Raw genomic sequence first — 18400 nt, 5'->3', positions numbered from 1 at the left:
GCCCCGGCTTTTTTTCGCCTGCCGACATGACCAGCCCGCCCTCGCCCGCCCCACGTCCGGTCCGTCACCAGTACGAGGACCTGATGCGCCACGTGTTCGAACACGGCGTGGCCAAGGGCGACCGAACGGGCACCGGTACGCTCAGCGTGTTCGGCCACCAGATGCGCTTCGATCTCTCCGAAGGCTTTCCGCTGGTCACCACCAAGAAGGTCTTCACCAAGGCCATCATCGTCGAGCTGCTGTGGTTCCTGCGCGGCGACTCGAACGTGCGGTGGCTGCAGGAGCGTGGCTGCACCATCTGGGACGAATGGGCCCGCGACGACGGCGACCTGGGCCCGGTCTACGGCGTGCAGTGGCGCAGCTGGCCCACGCCCGGCGGCGGCCACATCGACCAGATCTCGCAAGTGGTGCAGCAGCTCAAGACCAACCCCGATTCGCGCCGCATCCTGGTCAGTGCCTGGAACGTGGCCGAACTGGACAAGATGGCGCTGATGCCCTGCCACGCGATGTTCCAGTTCTACGTCGCCCCGGCCACCGAACCGGGCGGCCGCGGCAAGCTCAGTTGCCAGCTCTACCAGCGCAGCGCCGACATCTTCCTCGGCGTGCCGTTCAACATCGCCAGCTACGCGCTGCTGACCCACATGCTGGCCCAGCAGTGTGACCTCGACGTGGGGGATTTCATCTGGACCGGCGGCGACTGCCACCTCTACAACAACCACTTCGAGCAGGTGCAGACCCAGCTGGCGCGCGAACCGTTTGCGTACCCCACGCTGCAGATCAAGCGCCGCCCGGCCTCGATCTTCGACTACACGCTGGAAGATTTCGAGATCGTCGATTACCAGCACCACGCGGCCATCAAAGCCCCGGTGGCCGTCTGATTCGGCTCGACTGGTTCAGTCGCCCAGCTCAGCGCCAGGCAATGGCCGCTGCAGCACCCGCGCCAAGTCATCCAGCGTGAACGGCTTCGAGAGGAAGTCGTCCATGCCGGCCTCCATGCACTGCGCGCGGCTGAGCGCCGTCACCGTCGCGGTGAGCGCCACGATGGGCAGCCGCGCCAGGCCCAGCGCGGCCTCGCGGCGGCGGATCTCGCGCGTGGCTTCGTAGCCGTCCATCACCGGCATGCGGCAGTCCATCAGCACCAGGTCGGGCCGGCGGTTGTCGCGCAAGGCCCGGCGCACGGCCTCGCGGCCGTTGGGCACGCGCTCCACCGCCACGCCCAGGCGCTGCAGATAAGCCTCCGCGATCATCGCGTTGACGTCGTCGTCCTCGGCCAGCAGCACCTGCATTCGCTGGCCAGCGAATGCATCCGCAGGCACCTGTGCCGCACTGGCGGCTTCAGCCACCCGCGGCAAGCGGGCCACGAAACGAAAGCAGCAGCCTTCGCCTGGTCGGCTTTCCAGCGTCAGCCCCCCGCCCATGCGCTGCGCGATGGCGCGTGCAATGCGCAGGCCCAGGCCGGTGCCTTCCAGTGGCCGCATGCCGGCATCGGCCTGCTCGAAGGCTTCGAAGACCCGGGCTTGGTCCGCCTCGGCAATGCCCGGGCCGGAGTCTGCGACCACGATCGACCAGCGCTCGCCTTCGCCGTCGTCCTCGGCTGGGCGCACGCGCAGCGTCACATGGCCTTGCGCGGTGAACTTCACCGCATTGCCCAGCAGGTTGTGCAGCACCTGGCGGAAGCGCACCGGATCGCCACGCACCCACAGTGGCGGGCTCAGCTCGCAGTCCACATCCAGCCGCAGCCCTTTCTCCTGCGCCCGCACTTCGTAGACACCCGTCACCTGGTTCAGCTGGGCACACAGGTCGAAGACTTCCTCGCGCAGTGCGAAGCGGCCCTCCTCCATCACGGCCATGTCCAGCAGGTCGCTGATCAGGCCGAGCAGGTGGCGGCCGGAGGACTCGATGAGTTCGATCCGCTGGCGGGCCAGCGCATCCGCGCTGTCCAGGTGCATCAGCCGCGCCAGGCCCATGATGCCGTGCAGCGGCGTGCGCAGTTCATGGCTGACGGCGCCAAGGAACTTGGACTTCACCGCGCTTTGCTGCAGCGCAAGCTGCAGCGCCTCGCCCCGCTCACGCACCAGCGCCCGGGCCTGCTGGCGCAGCGTGACCGCCTGCAGCAGCCGGCGTTGCATGCGCACCGCGGTGGCCAGCTGTGCGGCAACCAGCATCAGCAGGCCCAGGCCCCCGAACAGGCCCAACCTGTCGCCACGCAGCAGCAGCGAGGCCGCGGTCGGCAGCAGGATGGGCAGCACGTAGCAGGCGGTCGCCTCCAGGCTGATTTGCAGCCCGAAGGTGGCCACGCAGGCGACGCAGGCCAGGCCGGCGACCACCAGCGCCGTCACCTCGGGCGTGCCCTGCATCAGGCCGGCACCGGCCAGGCCCCACACGGCCCCATCGATCAACAAGCCGCCCAGTGTCAAGCGGCGCCAGCGCGACACACGGCCCGGCGCGGTGGCTTGCACCGAGGTGGCATCCGGCTGAGGTTGCAGCTGCGGGATCAGCCGCAGGGCAATCACCAGCCGCACCAGCGCCACGCCCAGCTTCAGCGCCACCCAGGCCCACAACCAGGCAGCTGGCACATGCGGCTGCAGCTGCCAGGCCCCCAGCAGCGCAAAGGCATTGGCCATGACCATGGCGCCCATCGCGTGCAACCACACCAGGTGCAATTGCTCCAGCTGCCAGACGGCGCGCAGCGGCGCTGGCGGTGCCGACCGACCGGTCAGCCATGCCAGCCAACCGCCTCGCCGCGCGAACGAACCGGAGGCGATCGCCTCCACAGGCTCAACATCCACCTGGGCAGAGGCAGGAGGGGCCGCATGGTCCATGTTGCAGTGCAGTCTAGGCGCATCAACCGCGCGCCGAATGGGTGCTCACCCGCAGCAGGGCGACAATGCCCGCCGATGATCCGCCGAACCCTCGTCACCCTGATCGCCGTCGTGGCCCGCAATGGCTGCATTGGCCGAGACAACCAGTTGCTCTGGCAGTTGCCCGAGGACCTGGCCCATTTCCGCCGTGTCACCCAAGGCTGCCCGGTCATCATGGGCCGCAAGACCTGGGACTCGCTGCCACCGCGCTTTCGTCCGCTGCCGGGCCGGCGCAACGTGGTGCTGTCACGCCAGCCCGGCCTGGAACTGGAAGGCGCGGAATGCGCCACCAGCCTGCACGATGCCCTGATGCGGGTCCAGGCCGCACCGCAGGCTTTTGTGATCGGCGGCGCGCAGGTCTACCAACTTGCCTTGCCGCGTGCCGACCAACTGCTGCTGACCGAAGTGCAGCAGGACGCCGACGGCGACGCCTTCTTTCCGCGCTTCGACCGCACGGAATTCCACGAAATCGCCCGAATCGCCGGCCAGCCTGCTGAAGGCCAGCCGGCCTACGATTTCGTCACCTACCAACATGTCCCCCTGAGGAGCTGACCCATGTCCGGCGACGGATTCCACGTGCACGGTCCCCACGACCACGAACTCGAACATGCCGCGCAACACGGCGGCGCCGGCAGCATGGCCGGCCAGCTGGCCGTCATCACCGCCATCCTCGCCACCGTTGGCGCGATCTTTTCCTACATGGGCGGCGCCACCCAGGCCGCGGCCGGGCTGTACAAGAACGACGCTGCGATCCGCAAGACCGAAGCCGCCAACCAGTGGGCCTTCTACCAGGCCAAGAGCGGCAAGCAGAACATGGCCGAACTGGCGATGGTGCTGGTGCCCGAGGTCAAGCGCCCCGAATACGAAAAGCAGGTCACCCGCTACCAGCACGAGAAGGAAGACATCAAGGTGGCCGCCGAAAAGCTGGAGGCCGAGTCCCGGGAATTCGACGAAAAATCCGAAGCGCAGATGCACCAGCACCACCGCTGGGCCCAGGCGACCACCGCGCTGCAAATCTCCATCGCGATGGCCGCCATCGCCCTGCTCACCCGGCGGCGCTGGCTGGAATACGCCACCATCGGCCTCGGCGGACTGGGTGTGGTGATCGGCGTCGCGGCCTGGTTCCACCTTTGACGCAGCCCACCGGAAATTCTGACCTTGGCCCTGGATTCCGTATCCCATGACTGCACTGCGCGCCGGCTTGCTTTGATCGACGGACCAGCCAGTTTTCCTCGAACTGCACCGGGCTGACATGGGCCAGCGCCGAGTCGGGGCGATACGCGGGGCCGACGGCGGCTCAGCCCGGGGCTGCGTAAGCCGCCATGAAGACCCGCACAGCTTCGCGCAACAGCGCCTTGTTCTCGCGTGCGTCGGGCATCTCCAGCATCAGCAGGCCGCGAATATGGCCGTCTCCGAGGAACATCGCCAGGAACAGGTCGGCCGCCAGGCGGGGGTTTTTCACTGTCATTGTTCCTGCGTCGCTCGCGCGTCGCAGGTACGCGGCGAGCTCGTTGTTCAGCCGGCCCGCTCCCTGCCGGTAGAACGCCTGGCAGGCTTCGGGATACGCGCCCGCGGCGCCGTAGACCGAACGAAACTTGCCCAGGGCGTCCTCTTCTCGCGTCAGTGCCAGGAACTGTTCGCCGACCGCGAGCAGCGCTTTGCGCGGCTGCAGCGGGTCCAGCGCTTCAACACCGGCAGAGCCGCCCATCACACGGTCGGTGCGGTCCTGCACCACCGCTTCGAACAGCCCTTCCTTCGATGCGAAATGGCTGTAGACGGTCATCTTCGAGACACCCGCCTCCGCCGCGATGGCATCCACGCTGGCACGCTCCAGACCATGGGCGAAGAAGTGGCTGCGGGCTGCCTCCATGATGCGCCGGTAACGCTCGGGGTCGCGTGGTCGACCGCGACGCGCGGGAGGCGGCGCGGGTTCGTCGTTTTGTGCCATTGAATATGTTTGTGTACTTATCAGTACATTATATATATCGCCAGACTTGCGGAACCAACAAGTTCACCAAATGCGGCTCCCCAACTGCTCGCAGCAATCCTCATTCCTGTCTCGTCTGCATGAGCGCTCCGCAAGCCTCCCGGAGTTCACTGCACTTTGACGGTGCGCAGCCGCAAAGCGTTCGCAATGACACTCACCGAAGAAAGCGCCATTGCGGCGGCAGCGACTTCGGGTGAGAGCAGCAGCCCGAAGAACGGGTACAGCAGGCCCGCCGCCAGTGGAATGCCAGCAGCGTTATAGGCAAAGCTCAGGAACAGGTTTTGGCGGATGTTTCGCATGGTCGCTTGTGACAATGACCTGGCTTTCACAATGCCCATCAGGTCGCCCTTGAGCAAGGTGATGCCGGCACTTTCCATGGCCACATCGGTTCCGGTGCCCATGGCGATTCCCACCGTGGCTTGGGCAAGCGCAGGCGCGTCGTTGACGCCGTCGCCCGCCATGGCAACGATGCGACCTTCGGATTGGAGGCGCTTGACCGCCGCGGCCTTGTCCTGCGGCAGTACGTCGGCAATGACCTCGTCGATGCCCAGCTCGCGACCGACGACCTCCGCAGTGGTCTTGCCGTCGCCGGTCAGCATCACGACACGCACACCGGCCGCCTTGAGTGCCAAAAGCGCTTGAGGTGTCGTGGCCTTGACCGGATCTGCAATCGCGACGAAGCCCGCAAGCCTGCCGTCGATCCCCACGAAAATCACTGTGGCCGCCTTCTTGCGTTGCGCTTCGGCTGACAGGTCGAGCCCGGAGGTCTGCACGGCGTGCTCGGCGAGAAATTTGGCGCTGCCCGACACGATGACCTGGCCATCGACCAGGCCCGTGACGCCCTTCCCTACGGGTGAGTCGAAGTCAATGACAGCCGAGAGCGGCAGCTGGCGATGCTTCGCCTCCGTCACGATGGCCATGGCCAGCGGATGTTCGCTGGCTCGCTCGACACTGGCGAGCTTCTGCAGCACCTGGTCCGAAGAAAAGCCGGACGCCGGCTCGACGTGGACGACCCGCGGCCGGCCCTCGGTCAAGGTGCCGGTCTTGTCGACCACCAGCGTGTCGACTTTCTCCATCTTCTCCAGGGCTTCCGCGTCGCGGATGAGCACGCCGTGCTGGGCGCCCTTGCCAACGCCGACCATGATGGACATCGGCGTGGCCAGGCCAAGTGCACAAGGGCAGGCAATGATCAACACAGCCACTGCGGTGATCAGCGCGTAGCTGAAGGCCGGCGTTGGCCCCCGCACCATCCAGGCTGCAAATGTCAGTGCGGACACCAGGATCACCGCAGGCACAAACCAGCCCGCGACCTGGTCGGCCATGCGCTGGATGGGTGCACGGCTGCGCTGAGCGGTGGATACCATGTGCACGATTTGCGCGAGCAAGGTGTCCGCCCCGACCTTTTTTGCCCGCATGACGAACCCACCGGTCTGGTTGAGCGTGCCAGCCGTTACCGAAGAACCGGCTGCTTTGGCCACCGGCATCGGCTCGCCCGTGACCATGGACTCGTCGACATTGCCTTTGCCCTCGGTGATCTCGCCGTCCACAGGCACTTTTTCGCCCGGCCGCACCCGCAGCAAATCGTCAACCCTGATGGCGTCCACCTGGACCGCTTCATCGCTTCCGGTGGCCCCGACCCTGACGGCCGTCTTCGGCGTCAGCCCGAGCAGGGCCTTGATGGCACCAGACGTCTTCTCGCGCGCACGCAGTTCGAGGACCTGGCCAAGCAGGACCAGAACGGTGATCACGGCAGCGGCCTCGAAGTAGACCGCAACCGCGCCGCCGTCCATGCGCAGACTCGCCGGGAACAGCTGCGGTGCAATCGTTCCAATGAGGCTGTAGAGCCACGCCGCCCCCGTGCCCAAGGCGATGAGGGTGAACATGTTGAGACTGCGGTGCTTCAACGACGCTGCAGCGCGAACAAAGAACGGCCACCCCGCCCAGAGCACCACAGGCGTTCCCAGCAGCAACTGAATCCAGTTCGAAGACGGCTGCGAAAGAAGGGGGTTCAGGTTCATCAGGTGTCCTCCCATTTCGAGGACAAACACCGGAACAGTCAGCGCGGTGCCAAGCCAGAGGCGGCGCGTCATGTCCTTCAGCTCAGGACTTTGGCCCGGTTCGGGCGCGGCAAGCACGGGTTCAAGACTCATGCCGCAGATGGGACAACTGCCGGGACCCGCCTGCCTGATCTGCGGGTGCATCGGGCATGTGTACACCGCGGGCCCTGGGCGGCTGTGCACCACTGCCTTCTCAACCGCCGAGCTGGGGAAACGGCCTGAATCGGCCGCTGCTTGCGCTGTGTGGCCGTGATGCGCCGCGTGGCCCATGGCCGTCCCATCCGGCATCACCTGGCCAGCGGACGTCGTGCGCTGAGGCGCGGGATGCTCGGGAGAGGAAGAAGGCATGGATGCTCTCTGTTTGCCGGGAATCTCTGCGGCGGCAATGCGCGCGCCTGCTGCAACCGCACGGCAGACAGGGCGGCAAAGGCGAACTTCTCGTTGGGCGTACCTTCAACGTTTCCACTGTGGGAAGGTCAAACAATGGCCACACTCCGCTCGCTGCTACGTCGCCGGGGGCACAGACCGATCCAGGCGCAATGGCGTGGCACCAGGAGGGAGTTCACTTGACCTTGTCACAGTGAGAGGGTTTAGCATTCATTTCCATTGACTTCGGCCCGTGCCGCGGCCGGGCAGTCATTCCGCTTTCTGCACTCCTTTGCCTCTGTTGAAAACCGTTCGCCTCTGCTTCCTGTTGCTGCTGGCTGTGCTGCTTCCGTTGCGAGGCGCGGTGGCTGCTGCCATGCTTTGCTCGGCAAGTGAAGCCGGTTCGCACAACGAGCTCCGCATGGCAGAAGGTCCGGAGGCGAGCACGGGAACGGCGCACCACATGCATCACGAAGCCGGTCCGTCTGACGCGCAGGCAGGTGCTGGACATGCCCACGGCGAGCCGCCTCATCATCATGCCGGCTCGGACAAGTGCAACATGTGTTCCGCGTGCTGTTCGCTCACGCCCCTGGCTGGTGCCATGCCGGTGCTTGCTGAACCGCAGGGCTTCAAAGCCGTGAAGTTCGACTCGTTCGCCGCGCCGTCGCCCAGCTTCTTCTCTGGCGGCCAAGAGCGGCCCCCCCGAACCATCTGACCCACCCTGGGCCTCTGTGGGAGGCCTGACGGGGCTCGCGCGTCCGCCATTGCGGTCGTGCCGAGCGTGTTGCGGCTCGCATTGCCGAGCCGTCCACTCAGATGGATCCGATTCATGAACAACGCCCTCTCCGGGCTGGCGCTGGCGCTTGCGCTTGGCTTGCCGCTGCTCGCGCTCGCCCAGACCAGACCGCCCGACCCCGCCGACCCGAAAGCCTCGGCCCCGGCGCTGCACCACCCATCAGCGTTCGCCGGTTACACGCGCTGGCAAGACATCAAGGCTGGCGATTGGCGCACGCTCAACAACGCGCTGTGGGATGACCGCGCCGCGGGCGGCCAGGACGACCTTCCCAGGCCTCAGATGGCCCCGCCCCTGGCCTCACCAGCAACCCCTTCATCCGCGCCCTCGGTTTCTGTGCCGGCGGCAGCGCACGGGGGCCATCACCCGCAGGGAGTCACGCGATGATGCGGTTCACCCTTGCTGCCGCTGCAGCGCTGGCCCTGGCCGGCTGCGCCTCGTTTTCGTCTGACGGTGGCGCCGGCCAGGTCTCCGAGCTGACCAAGGAACGCACGGGACAGGGCGTCAGCTTCCAGCGGACGGCGTCCGATGTCGATTCGGCCGCTGTGCGCGTAGGCGAGCTGCTCAAACAGCCACTGACGGCCGACGCCGCGATCGAGATCGCGTTCCTGAACAACCGTGGCCTCCAGGCCAGCTTCTCCGAGTTGGGCATCGCTGAAGCAGAGCGGGTGCGTGCAGGTCGCCTGGCCAATCCCCGGCTGAGCCTGGGGCGCCTCGCCGGCGGGCGTGTCACCGAGATCGACCGCTCGGTGATGTTCGACCTGGTGGGCCTCTTGACGATGCCCCTCGCCAACGAGGCGGCACAACGGCAGTTCGAACAAGCGCAATACCGAGCCGCCTTCGAAGCAGTCGGCGTCGCGGCGGAGGCCCGCAAGGCGTTTTTTGGTGCTGTGGCTGCTCAGGAGCTCGTCATCTACGCCGAGCGGGTCAAGCTTGCGGCCGATGCATCGAGCGAACTGGCGCGACGCATGCTGCAGGCGGGCAACCTCAGCAGGCTTCAGCAGATGCGCGAGCAATCCTTCTACGCAGACGCCACGGCCAGCCTGGCGCGTGCCCGCCATCAGGCGGTTGCACAAAGAGAGCGGCTGGCCCGCGCGCTGGGCCTCTCCGGCGAAAGCCTCGGCTTCAGACTGCCCGAACGGCTGCCGGACCTGCCGGGTTCGGCATTTGAACCCCAGGATGCCGAGCAAACCGCAGTCCGCAAGCGCCTGGATGTCTTGATGGCCAAGCGCGATGCGGAGGCCACGGCGAAGTCGCTCGGGCTGACGAAGGCAACGCGCTTCATCAATGTGCTCGAAGTCGGCTACGCCGAAAAACGCCAGACCGGCGAGGCGCGCCAAGGCGGCTACGAGATCGAGCTGGAACTGCCCTTGTTCGACTTCGGCTCGACGCGTGCCGCGCGCGCGGAGGCGACGTACATGCAGTCGGTGCACCGAGCGGCTGAAGTCGCCACCAACGCCCGCTCCGAGGTTCGCGAGTCGTACTCGGCCTATCGAACCGCTTACGACCTGGCCAGGCACTACCGCGACGAGGTGGTGCCGCTGCGCAAGCGCATGTCGGACGAAAACATGCTTCGCTACAACGGAATGCTGACAGGCGTCTTCGAACTGCTTGCAGATGCACGGGATCAGGTCAACAGCGTGACCGGTGCAGTCGAGTCGCTGCGCGACTTCTGGATCGCCGAGACCGATCTGCAAAGCGCGCTCACTGGGCGCTCTCCGGGCCCGGCGGCGTCCGTCGCGCTCGGCAAGTTGGCCGCCGATGAGCAGCGGGCCCACTGAAGGAATCGATGATGACCAACCGCAGAACTTTTTTCCAGGCAGCAGGCGCGACGTTCGTGGGCGCCACCGCCGTCAGCCGACTGGGCGCAGCAACGCTGCCCGAGACCGTCAGCCAGACCAGCCCGTTGACCCAGCCGCCATCAGCTCCGTCCAGCGGGCGGCCGTTCAACCCTGTCGTCACGCTCAATGGCTGGTCTTTGCCGTGGCGCATGAAGGACGGCGTCAAGGAGTTCCACCTGGTTGCCGAGCCTGTGGTGCGAGAGATCGCCCCCGGCATGAAGGCCAACCTGTGGGGCTACAACGGCCAGTCGCCGGGACCCACGATCGAAGTGGTCGAGGGTGACCGCGTGCGCGTCTTCGTGACGAACCGTTTGCCCGAGGTCACCAGCATCCATTGGCATGGCCAGCGCCTGCCCAACGGCATGGACGGTGTCACCGGGCTGACGCAGCCAGGCATCGCGCCAGGCAAGACCTTCGTCTACGAGTTCGTCGCTCGCCGGGCCGGCACCTTCATGTACCACCCGCATGCCGACGAGATGACCCAGATGGCAATGGGCATGATGGGTTTTTGGGTCACGCACCCGCGGGACATCAACACGATGCGCGTCGATCGCGACTTCGTGTTCCTGCTGAACGCCTACGACATCGATCCCGGCAGCTTCACGCCGCGCGTCAACACGATGTTGGACTTCAACCTCTGGACCTTCAACAGCCGCGCGTTTCCCGGCATCGATCCGCTGGTCGTCCGGCAAGACGACAAGGTGCGCATCCGGGTCGGCAACCTGACGATGACCAACCACCCCATCCACCTGCACGGTCACGAGTTCGAGGTGACCGGCACCGACGGCGGATGGGTGGGCCCGCAGGCCCGCTGGCCGGAGGTCACCACCGACGTTGCGGTCGGGCAGATGCGAGCGATCGAGTTCGTGGCCAACGAGCCCGGCGACTGGGCCCTCCACTGCCACAAGTCGCACCACACGATGAATGCGATGGGCCACGACGTCCCGACCATGATCGGCGTGGATCAGCGCGGCGTCGCCGAGAAGATCACGCAGCTCGTGCCCGACTACATGGCGATGGGCGACAAGGGCCAGTCCATGGGTGGCATGGAGATGCCGATTCCCGAGAACACGCTGCCGATGATGGGCGGAGAAGGTCCGTTCGGCGGCGTCGAAATGGGCGGCATGTTCACCGTGATGAAGGTTCGCGGTGCGCAGAAGCCAGGCGACCACAGGGACCCCGGCTGGTACCAGCACCCGCCCGGCACGCTGGCCCATGAATGGCAGGGCGAGGTGCCCGCCACCCAACGCAATGAGGGCCCCGGAGGGCAGCTCATGCAGCCGACAGGAAAGTCGACCCCCATCGAGATGACCGTGCGCAAGCCGTCCGGTCATTCCGGACATCAATGATTTTTTTACCTGCAAATCTGAAAGCAAGACCATGAAGCCACTGCTCAAGCTCACCGCCGCCGCCCTCATTGCCGGCTCGTTGCTACCCATTTCGGCGCCCAGCTTTGCCCATGACGAGCCGATGGTGCCCGCGCATGCGGAGATGTCTCAAGGCGAGATCAAGAACATCGACAAGGACAACGCCAAGCTGACCATCAAGCACGGCGAGCTGAAGAACATCGGCATGCCGGCCATGACGATGGTGTTTCGCGTCAAGGATCCCGCCATGCTGACCCAGGTCAAGGTTGGCGACCAGATCCACTTCGTCGCCGAAAAAGTCGGCGGGGCCCTCACCGTGACCACGCTGCAGGTTGCCAAGTAACGTCCTCCCGTGCCCCCTCCAATCAAAGGTGAATCCATGAAAAAGCTCAACATGCTCGGCCTGGTCCTTGCCGTTGCGGGCGCAGTCTCACTGCCGCAGCTGGCCCAAGCGCACGCCTCGCTGAAGAACTCGGCCCCAGCGGCGGACTCGACCGTGGCAGCGCCCAAAGGCATCGCGCTGACCTTCAACGAGAAAGTCGAGGAATCCTTCAGCGCCGTGACCTTGAAGGACGCCGCAGGCAAGGAGGTCTCAGTGTCCAAGCCACACGTCGACACGGGCGATGCGACGACATTGCGCGTCGACCTGCCCGCCTTGAGCCCCGGTGTCTACAGCGTGCAGTGGGTCGCGGTCGGGCCGGACGGTCATCGGCGCACAGGGAACTTCAGCTTCGCCGTCAAATGATGGACGCGACCACGCTGCTGCAGATCGGTTCGACGGCGACCGTCAATGCCAGCCTTTGCGCACTTGTCGGCTGTGTGCTCGCGCGCTGGTGGCTGTTGAGGGCTGGCGCGCGGCCGCAGGACGGCCTGTTGGTGCATCTGCGCGCGTGGGAGCGGTCCGCCGCAGTGCTCGGGCTCGTCGGCCAGGGCCTGGCCATGTGGGCAGCGGCGGCCGTCATGATGGGACACACGCTCCCCGAGGCAGCCGCGATGCTGCCCACGATGCTCGCAAAGACCTCCTACGGTCGCGCTGGCGTCGTTGCGTTCGTGTTCCTCGCCTGCGCGTCCTTCATGGCCTGGCGGTCAGCGCTGACCGTCTTCCAATGCGCGGCAGCCTTGGGCCTGCTGGGCCTGTTCGCGCTGGCCCGCGCGTCGGTGAGCCACGGTGGTGAAGGCGGGATCTTGACCTTGGGGATGGCGATCGAGTGGCTGCACCTGGTCCTGATCGCGCTGTGGGTCGGCGGTGTTGCGATTGCTGGCTGGTGCGTGCTGCCCGCGGCACAGATGTCCGCGCCGACGAGCGCGGTGTTGCATCGCTACCTGGAAAGCCTTTCGCTTGCGGCGACGGCCGCGTTGGGCGGCATCGTGTTGACGGGCGTGGTCAACGCCTGGGCGCGCCTGGGCTTGCCCATGCACCTGGTCGACACCGGATACGGCCTGACGCTGATCGTGAAGCTGGTGTGCGTTGGCGCTGCTGCAGCACTGGGCGGCTACAACAAGCTCATAGGCTTTCCAGCCCTGATCCGGCATGACAGCGCCTCCGCCAAGGTCATTGCCATCTTGCGCCTGGAGTCGGTGCTGCTGGCGGGTGCGCTGGTCGCCGCGGCGGTACTGACCTCACAGCAGCCTCCGGCGGCGATGTGAACGGTTGCCCTGCACTGTTCTTGCAGTGCTGTGTCGCTGGCTGCCCCGTCTGACCACCGCGTCTGTCGCGGTGCTGGTGGCAGTGCCACCAGCATGCGGTCGATCCGGGCAAAGCCTTCGAGGTCGGCGAGCTGCCGGCGACCGGACGCGGCCGCTTCAAGACCGGCGCGGACGACACGACGATGAAGCGCATCGGCATCGCGCAGGAATGTGGCCTCTCTTCGGTCAAGGTGTCTTCGCATAGGCCGCCATGAACACCCGCACAGCCTCGTGCAGCAGCGCCCTGTCTTCCCGCGCATCGGGCATTTCGAGCATCAGCAGCCCACGGGTGTGGCCATCGCCAAGGAACATTGACAGGAACATGTCCGCGGCTTGACGCGGGCGCTGTATGTTCAGCGTGCCTTGCGCGCCTGCGCGGCGCAGATAGGTCGCCAAGTCGTTGATCAGCCGGTCGGCGCCCTGCCTGTAGAACGCCCGGCACGCCGTGGGCTGTGAGCCCGCAGCGGCATAGAGCGAGCGAAACTGGCCCAGCACCTGTTCCTCGCTCGCCAACGCCAGGAACTGCTCTCCAACGGCCAGCAGCGCTTTCTGGGGCTGCTTCGCGTCCAGCGCTTGGGCACCTGAGAGGCCGCCCACCACGCGCTCTGTGCGGTCCCGTACCTCTGCCTCAAAGAGCCCGTCCTTGGAGCCGAAGTGGCTGTAGATGGTCATCTTCGAGACACCGGCGTCGGCGGCGATCGCGCCCATGCTGGCCCGCTTCGGGCCATGCGCATAGAAGTGCCTGCGCGCCGCGTCCAGCATGCGGCGGTAGCGCACAGGATCGCGCGGCCTGCCGCGGCGCGGCGTCGGTGCGGCATCGTTTTCGGTTTCGTTCTTGGGCATCTAATTTAATGTACTTGAAAGTACATTATCTGTCGGGTACATTTACTGGACTCAACCGTCCATCAAATGAATCACATCATGACGCCCCCTCCGCATCGCAGCCTCCTCGACCCCGGCGCCTGGGCGATCCGCCCCGTGGCGTTGGCGGCGCTGGTGCTCCTGTCGGCCTGCTCGGTAGCGCCCGTGCAGCCTCCGTCGCCGTCGGTGCCACTGACCACTGCCTTCGCGCACGGGGTGCCGGCGGCCGGTGCCGCCCAGACTCCCGACGGTGCCTGGTGGGCCGGCTATGGCGACCCGGTGCTGACAGCGCTGATCGACGAGGCCCTGGCCGCCAACCAGGACGTGGCCATCGCCCTGCAACGCGTCGCCCAGGCGCGCGCAGGCAGCGATGCCCAAGGTTCTCGCCTGTGGCCCACGGTGGGTTTGCAGGGGTCGGCCTCGCGCAGCGAAAGCGGTCTGCCCGAGCCGGTCAAGCAGGGGCAGCCTGACACGCGCGCGCTTCGTGTGGGCGTCGACGTGGCGTGGGAGATCGACCTCGCCGGCGGTGTGCGCGCTGCGCGCGATGCGGCGCAGGCCGATGCTGCGGCTGCCACTGCGGGCGTGGACGGCGCGCGCTTGCTGGTGGCCAGCGAGGTGGCGCGGCAGTACTTCGTGCTGCGCAGCGCTGAAGAGCAGCTGCGCATCGTGCAGGCCCTGGCCGCCACCCAGCGCGAGACGGCCAACCGCGTGGGCAGCCGCCAGCGCGAAGGCGAGGCCAGTGCCTTCGACCTCGACCGCGCAGGCGCCGAAGCGGAAGCGCTCGACGCGCAGGTGCCTCCACTGCGGATGCTGGCCGGCGTCTCGCAGACCCGGCTGGCCGTGCTGCTGGGCCGCAACCCATCGTCACGCATCGTCGACGACAGTGCGGCGTTCGTGTGGCCCACCGCGCGTGACATCGGGACCGGTCAGCCCAGCGATCTGCTGCGGCGCCGACCCGACCTGATCGCCGCGGAGGCGCGCGTTGCGGCCGAGACGCTGCGCGGCGCCGAGGCGCGCGCGCAGTGGTGGCCCAAGCTGTTCCTGAGCGCCCTGTTCGGCCGTGAAGACCTGCGGCTGAATGCGCTGGATCTTGCGCCGGTGCATTTCTCGAATGTCGCGCTGGCGTTTGCCGCGCCGATCTTCAATGCCGGTCGCATCGACGCCGGCATCCGCGTGCAGTCGGCGCGGGCCGATGAGGCGCTGCTGGCCTGGCAGAAGGCGGTGCTGGTGGCCGTGCAGGAAGTGGAGAGCAGCCTGCTCGTGCGCACCGAAGAGGCCGAGCGCGCGGCCGCACTGAGCCGCACCGTCGACCACCGTCGCCGCTCGCTGCAACGTGCCCAGTCGCTACAGCGCGAAGGCCAGATCGACCTGCTGGTGTTGCTGGACGTGCAGCGCTCGGTGCTGGCCAGCGAACTCGCCCTGTCGGACAGCCGCCTTCAGCAGGTGCTGGCCGACGTCCAACTCTACAAGGCACTCGGCGGCGGCTTTGCGCCGGCCGGTGCCGTCACGACTTCTCTTGCAAGGACGCCCCAATGAACAAGATATCTCCATCAATGACTCTCACGGTCATTGCCGCCGCCAGCGTGCTGTTGGCCGCCTGCAGCCAGCCCAGCGCTCCGGCAGCCGTCGTCAAGCCGGTCTTCGTGACCACGGTGACGCAATCGGTGTCTGCGCAGACGCGCACCTTCACCTCCGTGGTTCGAGCGCGTGTTGAGACGGACCTGGGTTTTCGCGCCGGCGGCAAAGTGGTCGACCGATTGATCGAGGTCGGTGATGTGGTGAAGGCCGGCCAGCCGCTCGCTCGCCTCGACCCGGCCGACTATCAGCTGGCCGCGAGGGCCGCTGCCGATCAGGTGCAGGCCGCTTCGGTGGATGCCCAACAGGCCGCGTCCGACGAGGCCCGCATGCGCCGCCTGCTTGCCGACGGATCGGTGGGCGCTGCCGACCATGAGCGCCAGAAGGCGCGTGCCGATGCGGCTGCGGCCCGCCTGGACCAGGCCCGCCGCCAGTTCGACCTGGCGCGCAACCGCGAAGGCTATTCCACGCTGGTCGCGCCCTATGCCGGCGTGGTGACTGCGCTGCACTTCGAGCGCGGCCAGGTGGTCACCGAAGGCCAGCCCGTGCTCTCGCTGGCCCGTGACGGGGAACGCGAGATCGTCGCCGACCTGCCCGAGGAATGGGTGGGCCGGGCGCGCACCCTCACTGCCGCGGCCACGCCTTGGCAGGGCACGGCGCAAGACGCAAAGGCGCCGCTGCGGCTGGTGCTGCGCGAACTGTCGCCCCTGGCCAGCGCGCAGGGCCGGACCTTCCGCGTGCGTTACGCCGCGGCCCCCGAATCGCGCGCGCTGGTCGCGGCGCTGCCACTGGGCAGCACCATGCAGCTGAACCTGTCCGACGCGAGCTCGGGCGCGGCCACTGCCGCGCTGCCGGTCACGGCGCTGGTGAAGGCCAGCGGCTCCGCAGGCGTCTGGGTGCTGGACGCCAAGGGCTCCAGCATCGCGTTCCAGCCGGTGCAGGTGGTCGGCATGGACGACGCGTCGGTGCGCGTCACCGGCCTGGCCACCGGCAGCCGGGTCGTCAGCGTCGGTGCCCAGAAGCTCGACGCCGGCATCAAGGTACGGGCCGTCGAACGTGCACCCGAAACCGCTCCGGCGCCCGTCGCCAAGAGCAGCTCACAGGTGCAGTCATGAAACGCTTCAATCTCTCGGAATGGGCCGTCACGCACCAGCCGATGGTGCTGTTCCTGATCATCGCGACGCTCATCGTTGGCGTCATGTCGTTCAGCCGGCTGGGTCGTCTGGAGGACCCCAATTTCGACGTGCCGCAGATGACGGCCATCGTCGTGTGGCCCGGCGCCACCGCGCAGGACGTGCAGGACCAGGTGCTCAACCGCATCGAGCGCCGGCTGCAGGAACTCGATCACTTCGAATACGTGCGCAGCTTCTCGCGCCAGGGCTACGGCGGCATCACGCTGTGGATGAAGGGTGGCAGCACCAAGGCCGACCTCGAGAACGCCTGGTACCAGGTGCGCAAGAAGATCGGCGACGTGCGGCAGGAGTTCCCTGAGGGCGTGCGCGGGCCCTTCTTCAACGACGAGTACAACGACCGCTACAGCGTGCTCTACGCGTTGAGCGCGCCCGAGCTGTCGATGGCCGAACTGCTGACGGTCACCGAAGACGTGAAGCGGCGCATCCAGGCCGTGCAGGGTGTCGGCAAGGTCGACGTTCTGGGCAAGCAGGCCGAACGCGTGTACGTGGAGCTGTCCACCCGGCGGCTGGCCGCGCTCGGCATTCCGGCGACGGCGGTGTTCGAGGCGCTGTCGCGCCAGAACCTGGTGGCCCCGGCCGGCTCAGCCGATGCCACGCACGACCGCGTGCAGGTGCGCGTGGACGGCGGGCTGCGCAGCGTTGCGGACGTTTCCAACGTGACGCTGGAAGTGGGAGGCCGCTTGCTGCGGCTGGCCGACATCGCCACCGTGCGCACCGGCTATGAGGACCCGCCCAGCATGACCATCCGCCACAACGGCGTGCCGGTGCTGGCCATCGGCGTGACGATGCAGGCCAATGGCAACGTGCTCGACTTCGGGCACGCGCTCGAGCAAAGACTTGCGCAGGTACGGCAGGAGCTGCCGGCGGGCGTCGAGATCCAGCAGTACGCCGACCAGCCTCGCGTGGTGGAAGAGTCGGTCTGGGAATTCGAGCGCTCGTTCCTGGAGGCGTTGGCCATCGTGCTGGCGGTGTCCTTCCTGTTCCTGGGCTGGCGCACCGGCATCGTGGTGGCCGCTTCGGTGCCGCTGGTGCTCGGGCTGGTGGCGGCCGTCATGCAAGCGGCCGGCTGGGCGCTGGACCGCATCTCGCTGGGCGCACTGATCATCGCGCTGGGTTTGTTGGTGGACGACGCCATCATCGCGGTGGAGATGATGGTGGTGAAGCTCGAGGAGGGCTGGGACCGGCTGCATGCGGCCACCTACGCCTACACGTCCACGGCGTTCCCGATGCTGACCGGCACGCTGGTCACCGCCGCCGGCTTCATGCCGGTGGGCTTCGCCAAGTCGATCGCGGGCCAGTACGCGGGCGGCATCTTCTGGGTCGTCGGGGTGGCGCTGATCCTGTCGTGGCTGGTGGCCGTGATCTTCACGCCGTACCTGGGCGTGTTGCTGCTGCCGAAGAACTTGGCCGCGGGCACACACCACGACGTCTACGACCGGCCGGTCTACCACCGGCTGCGTGCCGTCATCGACTGGGCGGTGCAGCGCCGGGCCTGGGTGCTTGGCGCCACGGTGCTGATCTTCGCCATCGCCGGAGCCGGCATGCTGACGGTGCAGCAGCAGTTCTTCCCCACCGCATCGCGGCCGGAACTGCTGGTGGACCTGCGGCTTCGCGAGGGCGCGTCTTTCGCCGCGACTGAGCGCCAGGTGAAGCTGCTGGAAGCGCAGCTGGCGAAGGACGCGGACATCGAGTTCTTCACCGCCTACACCGGCGCCGGCACGCCGCGCTTCTATCTGTCGATCCAGCCGGAACTGCCCAATCCAGGCTTCGCGCAGTTCGTCATCAAGACGGCGGGCATTGAACAGCGCGAACG

The 18400-nt window shown here is 67.0% G+C and carries 17 protein-coding genes; 13 read left to right on the top strand and 4 right to left on the bottom strand.

The window, feature by feature from the left end:
- Positions 1–26 precede the first annotated feature (26 nt).
- Positions 27–878, top strand: a complete 852-nt coding sequence (locus tag ACAH41_RS07895) for a thymidylate synthase (protein WP_325649810.1) — start codon at positions 27–29, stop codon at positions 876–878.
- Between the two features lie 15 nt (positions 879–893).
- On the opposite strand, the gene ACAH41_RS07890 is transcribed toward ACAH41_RS07895, so the two are convergent.
- Positions 894–2789, bottom strand: a complete 1896-nt coding sequence (locus ACAH41_RS07890) for an ATP-binding protein (RefSeq protein WP_325649808.1) — start codon at positions 2787–2789, stop codon at positions 894–896.
- 108 nt (positions 2790–2897) lie between these two features.
- On the opposite strand from ACAH41_RS07890, the gene ACAH41_RS07885 reads away from it, so the two are divergent.
- Positions 2898–3413 carry a dihydrofolate reductase gene (locus tag ACAH41_RS07885; RefSeq protein ID WP_325649806.1) on the top strand — a complete coding sequence of 172 codons (516 nt, stop codon included), beginning with the start codon at positions 2898–2900 and terminating at the stop codon, positions 3411–3413.
- Between the two features lie 3 nt (positions 3414–3416).
- On the top strand, positions 3417–3995 hold the full coding sequence (locus tag ACAH41_RS07880; protein ID WP_325649805.1) for a DUF4337 domain-containing protein: 579 nt from the start codon (positions 3417–3419) through the stop codon (positions 3993–3995).
- A gap of 163 nt (positions 3996–4158) precedes the next feature.
- On the opposite strand, the gene ACAH41_RS07875 is transcribed toward ACAH41_RS07880, so the two are convergent.
- Together ACAH41_RS07875 and ACAH41_RS07870 are read right to left on the bottom strand one after the other, a co-directional pair.
- Positions 4159–4809, bottom strand: coding sequence for a TetR/AcrR family transcriptional regulator (locus ACAH41_RS07875; RefSeq protein ID WP_325649804.1), 651 nt, complete (start codon positions 4807–4809; stop codon positions 4159–4161).
- A gap of 146 nt (positions 4810–4955) precedes the next feature.
- On the bottom strand, positions 4956–7175 hold the full coding sequence (locus ACAH41_RS07870; protein ID WP_370538248.1) for a copper-translocating P-type ATPase: 2220 nt from the start codon (positions 7173–7175) through the stop codon (positions 4956–4958).
- Between the two features lie 397 nt (positions 7176–7572).
- Here ACAH41_RS07870 and ACAH41_RS07865 point away from each other — a divergent pair, with 397 nt between their 5' ends.
- From ACAH41_RS07865 to ACAH41_RS07835, 7 genes are all read left to right on the top strand, one after another.
- Positions 7573–7986: a DUF2946 family protein gene (locus ACAH41_RS07865; RefSeq protein WP_325649803.1), complete on the top strand. Its 414-nt coding sequence runs from the start codon at positions 7573–7575 to the stop codon at positions 7984–7986.
- A gap of 114 nt (positions 7987–8100) precedes the next feature.
- Entirely contained in the window at positions 8101–8451 is a 351-nt protein-coding gene (locus ACAH41_RS07860; protein ID WP_325649802.1) for a hypothetical protein, read from the top strand.
- Positions 8448–9845 carry a TolC family protein gene (locus tag ACAH41_RS07855; RefSeq protein ID WP_325649801.1) on the top strand — a complete coding sequence of 466 codons (1398 nt, stop codon included), beginning with the start codon at positions 8448–8450 and terminating at the stop codon, positions 9843–9845. The genes ACAH41_RS07860 and ACAH41_RS07855 overlap by 4 nt, the downstream gene beginning before the upstream one ends.
- Before the next feature lie 11 nt (positions 9846–9856).
- The gene (locus tag ACAH41_RS07850; RefSeq protein WP_325649799.1) at positions 9857–11254 is read left to right on the top strand and encodes a copper oxidase; all 1398 of its coding nucleotides are present in this window, start codon (positions 9857–9859) and stop codon (positions 11252–11254) included.
- A 31-nt stretch (positions 11255–11285) separates the two neighbouring features.
- Positions 11286–11615, top strand: a complete 330-nt coding sequence (locus ACAH41_RS07845; protein WP_325649798.1) for a copper-binding protein — start codon at positions 11286–11288, stop codon at positions 11613–11615.
- Between the two features lie 36 nt (positions 11616–11651).
- Positions 11652–12017 (top strand): copper homeostasis periplasmic binding protein CopC, encoded by a 366-nt coding sequence (gene copC, locus ACAH41_RS07840; protein ID WP_325649797.1) that lies wholly within the window; start codon positions 11652–11654, stop codon positions 12015–12017.
- The gene (locus ACAH41_RS07835; protein ID WP_325649796.1) at positions 12014–12919 is read left to right on the top strand and encodes a CopD family protein; all 906 of its coding nucleotides are present in this window, start codon (positions 12014–12016) and stop codon (positions 12917–12919) included. Before copC ends, ACAH41_RS07835 begins: the two co-directional genes overlap by 4 nt.
- A 225-nt stretch (positions 12920–13144) precedes the next feature.
- On the opposite strand, the gene ACAH41_RS07830 is transcribed toward ACAH41_RS07835, so the two are convergent.
- Positions 13145–13801 carry a TetR/AcrR family transcriptional regulator gene (locus ACAH41_RS07830; RefSeq protein ID WP_325649795.1) on the bottom strand — a complete coding sequence of 219 codons (657 nt, stop codon included), beginning with the start codon at positions 13799–13801 and terminating at the stop codon, positions 13145–13147.
- Positions 13802–13879: 78 nt separating this feature from the next.
- Here ACAH41_RS07830 and ACAH41_RS07825 point away from each other — a divergent pair, with 78 nt between their 5' ends.
- From ACAH41_RS07825 to ACAH41_RS07815, 3 genes are all read left to right on the top strand, one after another.
- A complete protein-coding gene (locus ACAH41_RS07825; protein WP_325649794.1) occupies positions 13880–15355 on the top strand; it encodes an efflux transporter outer membrane subunit in 1476 nt (491 codons plus the stop codon).
- Positions 15356–15372: 17 nt separating this feature from the next.
- Positions 15373–16509: an efflux RND transporter periplasmic adaptor subunit gene (locus ACAH41_RS07820; protein ID WP_325649793.1), complete on the top strand. Its 1137-nt coding sequence runs from the start codon at positions 15373–15375 to the stop codon at positions 16507–16509.
- Positions 16506–18400: efflux RND transporter permease subunit (locus tag ACAH41_RS07815; RefSeq protein WP_370538243.1), on the top strand; the 1895-nt coding region annotated here is incomplete at its 3' end. The genes ACAH41_RS07820 and ACAH41_RS07815, both read left to right, overlap by 4 nt.

Origin of the sequence: Ideonella sp. (assembly GCF_041287625.1) — a bacterium.
Taxonomy (GTDB): domain Bacteria; phylum Pseudomonadota; class Gammaproteobacteria; order Burkholderiales; family Burkholderiaceae_C; genus Ideonella.
This window is presented reverse-complemented; position numbering and strand designations above follow the sequence as displayed.